Annotated in this window: 7 protein-coding genes; 3 read left to right on the top strand and 4 right to left on the bottom strand. The window is 43.9% G+C overall.

Going from position 1 to position 8,213, the window contains the following annotated elements:
- Window positions 1-618: 618 nt before the first annotated feature.
- On the bottom strand, window positions 619-1,491 hold the full coding sequence (locus R7O13_RS19765; protein ID WP_005384268.1) for a Tim44 domain-containing protein: 873 nt from the start codon (window positions 1,489-1,491) through the stop codon (window positions 619-621).
- Window positions 1,492-1,883: 392 nt separating this feature from the next.
- Here R7O13_RS19765 and R7O13_RS19760 point away from each other — a divergent pair, with 392 nt between their 5' ends.
- The 3 genes from R7O13_RS19760 (at window position 1,884) to R7O13_RS19750 (ending at window position 5,406) form a co-directional block, all read left to right on the top strand.
- The gene (locus R7O13_RS19760; protein WP_005382308.1) at window positions 1,884-2,474 is read left to right on the top strand and encodes a TetR/AcrR family transcriptional regulator; all 591 of its coding nucleotides are present in this window, start codon (window positions 1,884-1,886) and stop codon (window positions 2,472-2,474) included.
- 13 nt (window positions 2,475-2,487) lie between these two features.
- Window positions 2,488-4,362: an MFS transporter gene (locus R7O13_RS19755; protein ID WP_262606982.1), complete on the top strand. Its 1,875-nt coding sequence runs from the start codon at window positions 2,488-2,490 to the stop codon at window positions 4,360-4,362.
- A gap of 114 nt (window positions 4,363-4,476) precedes the next feature.
- Window positions 4,477-5,406 (top strand): YeiH family protein, encoded by a 930-nt coding sequence (locus R7O13_RS19750; protein WP_005384270.1) that lies wholly within the window; start codon window positions 4,477-4,479, stop codon window positions 5,404-5,406.
- Here R7O13_RS19750 and R7O13_RS19745 read toward each other — a convergent pair.
- The 3 genes from R7O13_RS19745 to menC form a co-directional block, all read right to left on the bottom strand.
- Window positions 5,403-5,591, bottom strand: a complete 189-nt coding sequence (locus tag R7O13_RS19745; protein WP_017634658.1) for a hypothetical protein — start codon at window positions 5,589-5,591, stop codon at window positions 5,403-5,405. The two genes, R7O13_RS19750 and R7O13_RS19745, sit on opposite strands and share 4 nt — an antisense overlap.
- Window positions 5,592-5,691: 100 nt before the next feature.
- Window positions 5,692-7,119, bottom strand: coding sequence for an o-succinylbenzoate--CoA ligase (gene menE, locus R7O13_RS19740; RefSeq protein WP_176310858.1), 1,428 nt, complete (start codon window positions 7,117-7,119; stop codon window positions 5,692-5,694).
- Window positions 7,104-8,093: an o-succinylbenzoate synthase gene (gene menC / locus R7O13_RS19735; protein ID WP_176310857.1), complete on the bottom strand. Its 990-nt coding sequence runs from the start codon at window positions 8,091-8,093 to the stop codon at window positions 7,104-7,106. The genes menE and menC overlap by 16 nt, the downstream gene beginning before the upstream one ends.
- Window positions 8,094-8,213 lie beyond the last annotated feature (120 nt).

The following is an 8,213-nucleotide window of genomic DNA, read 5'->3' as shown; positions in this document are numbered from 1 at the left end:
GAGTGGCCAAAGGGAGCAGACTGTAAATCTGCCGGCACTGCCTTCGATGGTTCGAATCCGTCCCCCTCCACCATATTGAAGAAGCCAGCTCATTGAGCTGGCTTTTTTCGTTTCAGGATCTTGATAGCATAGTCCTACTACAACGAACCTTTCACTCCTAACCGAAACTCTGCTCGATTGAATACCTATCACAGTAAATAAGTGATCAGAAATAGCGTAGGGAAAATGCTTGAGAACAAGGCGCAGTTATCGAGTATTTTAACAAGCTAGAATGACCAGTTATTTACTACGATTGGTATAACCTATACTCAATCTCACTAAAGCAACCAACCCCATGTGAAACTCCACAAACAAAAGGCTGAGGAGCAGATCTTTACCCTACAAACAATGTACTAGCTATTTTGATTTTGTTAGTTCGTATGGCCTTAATATGAATGTTCAATATAAATAGGAAAACACTTGAGGACTTACTAGAAAAAGTGGGCTCGCAAAATTACCAAACGGACTCAATTAGTGATGTTTGTATAAAAACACGTACAAGAAATATAAATGATAGATACAAAAAATCCCGAAGGGGATGCGGGATTTTTACTAGTGGCTAAATTGGTTTAAAGGTGACTAGCCTTGAATACCAACGATTAACCATGGCGCATTAGGCGCAGTCAAGTCACGCTCTAGGTGCCAGATATCTTCGATTTCTTCTTCAACACCTTCTACTGTGTCACGGTAACGACCGCTAAACTGCAGACTAAGCTGTGCTTTATTTGCATCGTAATCAGCACGGACGATCTCCGCATCAACGTACATTACGTCAGTATGCTGCTCACCGTCGAGCTTCGCGCGCTCTGCTTTTAGGTCTTCAAACAAGCTTGGAGAAACATATTCTTCAATAGTTTCTAGCTGGTTGTGATTCCACGCACCTTGCAGGATTCGATAGTGTTCACGAGAACCATTAATGAACGCTGCTTGGTCAAAACCCGGTGGGTAGTTATGTGGTACGTCTGTTTGAGCGCCAAAACCACCAAAGCCACCATTATTTGTGTTTGGTTGTTGCTCAAAGTTTTGCATGTTTGGTTGCTCAAACTTAGATGCGTTGCCACCAAATGCAGGCTGTTGACGATGCTGGTTCATACTGCCCTGCTTCGCACCTAGCATACCGCGCATTAGTTTAAAGATGACAAAGGCAATCAAACCAATAATTAGGATATCCATAAACTGGATACCTTCAAAAGCACCGCCAAAGAATGCAGCAAGTAGACCACCAGCAAGAAGTCCGCCTAGCAGACCACCCATAAGGCCTTTCTTACTTGAAGACTTTGTCGTCTGATCTTTGCCGACCGTATTGGTGTTTTGTTGCTGTTGTTTCGGTGCTGGTGCGGTTTTGTAGCTCTTACCGAAAGACTTACTGCCACCAAACTTCTTCGCTTCCGCGATAGGCGTTACAGCAACGGTAAACATCAACAAAGCAACAATAGAAAATAAACGTTTCATCGTTATCCTTAAAGTTAGCTATCTAAGATAGTGCCCCATTTTCAAGACGAAACAATCGTTGTTTCAAACAGTAGCACGCCAAAGATGATTTTTAAGTCATCATACTCTGTATACCGATTGATGAAAATAGCTTATAGAAGCTGACATGTATCAGAATATTGCCAAAAATGCAGACTGCTCACACTGCTTACAATTCAGCTGAAGGCGCTTGATCAATGTAAAAAAAGTATGGAATAAGTTCACTAATACTCCAGATTGTTTTACTTGAATTAGAATCAGTGACACAGCTCAGAATCCTACACCTTGAGGGCACTTGGACACATTGCCTTGTTGACGGTTAATAGGTAGCTGACTATCATATTGAACGATGTTCAATAAAGTAGTTTGAGAGTATGGCGCGCAGAAACGATCACACCCGAGAAGAGTTAGTGAATTTGACGTTAACAACGGTCAAAAACTTTTTAGATGAGAATTCTTACCACGAACTCAGTCTTCGTAAAATCGCTAACATGATTGGTTACGTGCCAAGCACATTGGTAAATGTTTTTGGTAATTATAATTTGTTGTTGCTTCATGTTGTCGCTCAAACTTTAGATGAGTTATCTCAAGAAGCACGCAAAGCGACTAATGACAGCAAAGACTCCCATCAAGCGCTTTTTGAACTCGCTTATTGCTACCACGATTTTGCTCAAAAACACCCATACCGTTGGCAGTTAGTGTTCGAACACAACATGAATGGAGCAGAACTTCCGGAATGGCATGCCAAACGTATCGATGGTATGACGGGAATGCTAGAGTCACTATTGGCTCAAATCGCACCACATCGTACTGAATCCGAAGTGATTCAAGCGAGTCGAGTCCTTTGGTCTGGCGTACATGGCATTACTTTACTCAGTGTTGATGATAAGTTTTTCTCTAGTGAACCGATTGATGGCAAAGAATTGATCAGTAATCTTCTTTCTAACTACCTCACGAACTGGTAACAAAGGATTATCCATGTCATCCGACAGACAGCCGTCGTTACTTACGCAGAGAAAGTTCCTGCCCTATTTCATTACTCAGTTTTTTGGCGCTTTCAACGACAATATTTTTAAAAACGTTTTGCTGTTGTTTGTCGCATTCGCTGGCTCCAGTGCACTACCTATTTCGAGCAATTTGTTCATCAACCTTGCGGCAGGCTTGTTCATTCTACCGTTCTTTCTGTTCTCTGCTTCCGCTGGCGTATTAGCCGACAAATATGAAAAGTCATGGTTTATTCGTAAGGTTAAACTATTTGAAATAGCCATCATGCTCTTGGGTGCCATCGGATTCATAACCGAAAGTTATGGTGTGCTTTTATTGCTACTGTTTTTAATGGGCACACAGTCAGCATTTTTTGGCCCAGTTAAATATGCCCTTTTGCCTCAAAAGTTAAATGCTAAAGAGTTAGTGCCCGGCAACGCTCTTGTTGAAGCTGGTACCTTTATCGCCATCCTTATTGGCACCTTAGGCGCTGGGATTATAGCCTCTGCAGACAACGCAAAATACCTTGCCGCATTTTGTGTCGTGATCTTCGCATTGTTAGGCTACTTGTCGAGCCGCTCAATCCCCTTTGCTGCAGCCAGCGCGCCCAATCTCTCTTTTCGTTGGCAACCATACAAGCAAACCAAACACACGCTCTCTATCGCCAAATCCGATCGAGTTGTTTTTCAATGCATAATGGCAATAAGCTGGTTTTGGTTTTTAGGCGCCGCATATCTAACACAATTCCCGAATTTCACTAAGATTTACCTAAATGGCACCGAGAGTGCGGTGTCTTTCTTGCTCGCTCTATTTTCCATTGGTATCGCGCTAGGGTCGCTACTTTGCAATTGGATCTCAAACCATCGTATCGAAGTCGGTATTGTGCCAATTGGTGCCTTTGGCATTACGGGATTTGGGTACCTAATGGCCACTTCCATTCCCAATGATCTACCTATTTTCCATAACTTTGTAGACTTCTTTAGATATGAGCCTTTTTGGCCATTATTTTTCTACCTATTGATGATTGGCGCTTCGGGCGGTTTGTTTATCGTGCCGCTTTACGCATTAATGCAGCATCGAGCAAAGGAAACCGAACGTGCTCAAGTCATCGCAGGGCTCAACATTTTTAACTCTCTGTTTATGGTCGGCAGCGCTGTCTTAGGTATTGTGTGCCTAAGTGTAATCAAGATGACAATTCCTCAGCTGTTTGCATTGTTAGCCATTTTAAATTTCTTAGTTGCCGCTTACATCTTTTTGCAAATTCCTATTTTTGTAGTTCGCTTTGTCATGTGGATGCTTACGCACACCATCTATCGAGTTAAGCATAAGAATCTACACAACCTACCCGAGCATGGTGGGGCATTGATTGTATGTAATCATGTAAGCTACATGGATGCATTGCTACTTAGTGCAGTATGCCCAAGGTTGATTCGTTTTGTGATGGAGGAAGATTACGCCAACCTACCTCCATTAAGGCGCTTTTTACGTCGAACTGGGGTAATTCCAATTTCAGCGAGTAACAGAAGCTCTATTAGACGTGCATTTAACGATGTGGAAGCCGCGCTAAGCGAAGGTCATATCGTCTGTATTTTCCCTGAAGGAAGATTAACTTCAGATGGTGAAATGAATGAATTCATGCGCGGTATTGATATCATTCTACGTCGTAGCCCAGTACCCGTCATACCTGTTGCACTTAAAGGCTTATGGGGAAGCTATTTCAGCCGCGCAAAAGGTCGCGCATGCTGTGGCTTACCGACTCGATTTTGGTCAAAGCTAGAAATTGAAGCAGGACAACCGGTGCCACCAAATGAGGCAACGGCAAAAACAATGTTCGATAAAGTGCATCAACTCAGAGGCGACTGGCGATAAATACACTTGAACACATGTTTAGGATAACTGAACATGTGTTCAAATCATTAAGACAAACTGACCACACCCAGTGCGATATACTCTCCCTTTCATTCACAACAGCGAATAAAAACCTTGAATAGAAACTACCTCCTGTTTGGATTGGCGTTACTTTTTTGTTTAACCCCCCTTGCCTCCTCTCCTATTGCTCTAGTTATCGGTTTTCTACTCGCAAGTTTTGGTTTTGTGCCTTCCGAGCTGCCCATCGCTTCTTTTACTAAAAAGCTGCTGTCTTACTCGATTATTGGCTTAGGCTTTGGCATCAACTTTGAGCAAGCACTTGCAGTCACATCGGATGGTATCGGCCTGATCATCGCCACTATTACAGGCACACTGATCATGGGCACTCTCATTGCCAGGGTAATTAAATTGGAGCGAGTAACCGCTTACTTAATCTCATCAGGTACTGCAATTTGTGGTGGTAGCGCAATTGCTGCTGTGGCACCGGCGATTAAAGCGAAAGACGAGCAGATTGGATTAGCACTGGCAACGGTATTTGTCCTGAACTCCATTGCACTCTTTGTGTTTCCTGTGATTGGACATGCTTTAGGGCTAGATCAACACACGTTTGGCACATGGGCTGCGATTGCCATTCATGACACATCTTCTGTTGTCGGGGCTGCCTCGGCCTATGGGGAAGAAGCACTAACGACGGCAACAACATTGAAACTCGCGCGCGCTTTATGGATCATTCCTGTTGCTTTGATCAGTGCCGTCATCTTTTCAAGAGGCCAAAAAGAGAATGGAAAGAAAAAACTAGCTATCCCTTATTTCATTTTTTGGTACTGTGCAGCTATCGCGTTTAGCGACTTCTTTCCTCAATTTGAAATGGTCTATCACGGCATTTTCATTGGAGCAAAGCAAGCGTTGGTTGTATGTCTGTTCTTGATAGGTTGTAGCATTTCAATTTCAAAACTAAAGTCTGCTGGAGCTAAGCCACTGTTGTTTGGTGTGACTCTGTGGGTGTTAATTTCGACCACTTCTCTAAGTTGGTTACTGTTTTAGATATTGGTGGTCTGCTTATCGCGTTGAGGGGACGGTATTTCCCGTTTGCTATTTTTGTATATAACGACCAACGCAATAGCGATCAAAAATGCCGTTAGCTCTGCAAGAGAGCGGGCTAGCCCTTCACTACTTATCGCGATACCAATTTGTAGTGCTACTGCCGCAATTAAAACTAGCTTTGCCATCCTGAACCTTATGCATTTTCTCTCCACGAAGAAGCATAATTATGATTCAGAGTTATAAGGATACGAAATTCTCTTTATGACTAATACATAGCAAAATTGACTAATGCTGAAGTGATGACAGTAGCCACTCTTTCACGGCCTTACGTGAAATTTTGATCCCACCTTCTAGTAGAGTTAGTGGCATTACATGGTATTCCACTGGCCATTTAAACTTCTCTAACTTTGATTGTAAGTGCTGGTCATACTCCGACTTGCTGCGCAATCCATTGGTCTGAATCACAGCTACTGGTCTATGACCAAACTCCGCGTCTTCGACTGGAACCACTATACTCTGCACTACACCATCAATTTGGTTCAAAGCGGCTTCAATCTCTTCACAATGGATATTCTCACCACCAGAGATAAACTGATTGTCGGCACGGCCGATTATCTTTAATTCATCACCTTGCCACTCGCCAAGATCCTTGCTGTAAAACCAGCCTTTCTCATCCAGAAATGGGGTAACATGTCCTTGATGGAAATACCCTGCCGCTAATGTCTTACCGCCAATAAAAATGCGTTGGTCAACTAATTTTATCTTACGGTGCTTCAATACATGTCCAGCATTACTGGTGCTGTCAATTCTCTTTGCGGTAACGGTAGAGGCCGCCTCCGTCATCCCATAACCTAACCATGTCTCAATGCCTTGCCCTGTTGCTCGTAGTGCCAACTCGTGATCAACGTGGCTGCCGCCCAGTAGCACATGTGTCAATGACAAATGTGCATCATCATCCAATAACCGTTTGAGCTGAGTCGCAACCAAAGAAGCGTGTGATACGCCCTGAACATCATCAACAAGTTTCCCTGAACCGACTTTTAGTGTTGCTCCGACATATAGCCAACGATAGACAATCGCTAATCCAGAGACGTGATACAGCGGAAGCGATAACAGCCAAGCATCTTGCTGAGTGAAAATGAACTCCTGCAACAAGCCCTCTGCAGACGCAAGATGCTGTCGATGTGTATGAACCACAGCTTTAGGCTCACCTGTAGAGCCAGAAGTAAATACTACTGAAGCGAGCCGGTCATGATGATAGCTATCTTCAGTCAACGAATCACTCTCTTGCGGTGATACTACAGGCGGTGAAAGCAATGTTGCCTTGAGTTTTTGTATATCATGTTCAGAAAAGGTCGAAGCGCATTCCTGAGAAAACCAGATAAACCGAGTTTGATCAGGCCTGTAAAGTGTAGCAAGCTTACCCTGCAACTTATCTAGTGGTTGTTCCATGGTCAGCGCAGCGAGCGCGCCTAACTGTTTGGAGGCAAGATAAAACAACAGTGTTTCTACTTGGTTCTTGCCAACCAAAGTCAGCACATCCCCCCGAGTTACACCCAAGTCATTCAAATAGTGAGTGTATTGGTCAATACGCTTCGAGAGTTGTTGCCAGTTTAAAACTTCTGTTGATGTCTTGAGTGCAATAGAAAAAGGGCTCGTTTGAGCCCAATATTTCCATGGTGCCTTCGCAATATTGTCTACGCAGAATGCCACACAATCTCCTGGTCTTTTAGAGGAAGAACGGGAAGTTCACACTTAGGCCAGCCCTGCTCTAGCTGAGCTTTGAATAAGCCAATCGTATCCAAACCTGGAACTTCATCAGGCAGCTGCCATTGGGCAAAGCGCGCTAATTGAGTTAAACCGAGACTGGATTCAATGCTCGAGCTAATCACTGCTTTCATCCCTAGTGACTTCGCTTTCTCTATCAGTGTAATACAAAAATCCACTGAACCAATGAGTGTGGGTTTGATAATGATCGTTTTCACTCCAGTTAGATCTTCAAGACGGAAATCTTCACGACGAACCGCATCTTGCAATGTTTCATCCCAAGCGATAGCAATACCAGTATTAATCGCAAAAGAGAGACTATCGCCAGGAGAGCGGCACGGCTCTTCCAAAAAGGTAATGCGCTGACGCAAAGACGGAGTAATGTATTTAGCAAACTGCTGCGCTCTTTCTGGTGTCCAAGCGCGATTGGCATCGAGTCGAAGCGTTAATTGAGGGATTGATTCAAGAAAAAGGTTCACAAGCATGCCATCGCGAATTGGCTCATAAAGTCCAACTTTCACCTTAGCGACTTTCTCACCTTCCATTTCGTTCAGCTTTGGAATGAGCTCATCTGGGTCGCCAGTGCATAGTGGCGCTGTTTGGTATTTACCTTGTTGTGGTAAGCCACCAGCTAATTCAAGCTGTGCCATCGATAAACCAAACGCAACCGACGGGTACATATTGGCATAATCCACATCCAACTCTGCTACCCAACGTTCCGCCTGTTCTTGTAGCTGAACACCCGCATCTTCGGTGCTCTCTAAACTAAAACTAGGAAGAGGAGCGACTTCTCCAAACCCTATTTGGTCACCTTCAGAAAGCGCAACAACATAACCAACACGTTCGGTTAGCTTGTTGTCACGTAGGATGACACCACTATCCATGGGCAAGCTATAACGATAAATTTTCGCTTCACGCATAATTCAAGTCCTATGTAATGCCTTATATTTGAGCGTTCTGACGAGCAATCCCACCAGCCTCCCAGAGGGCGAGGCGCTCAGGAAAAAAGGAACAGAGGAGCTAACACGCTCCTCATTTAG

It is taken from the genome of Vibrio sp. Y176, assembly GCF_033438945.1.
Note: the sequence above shows the minus strand (reverse complement) of the source record. Positions and strands in the feature narration are given on the sequence as shown.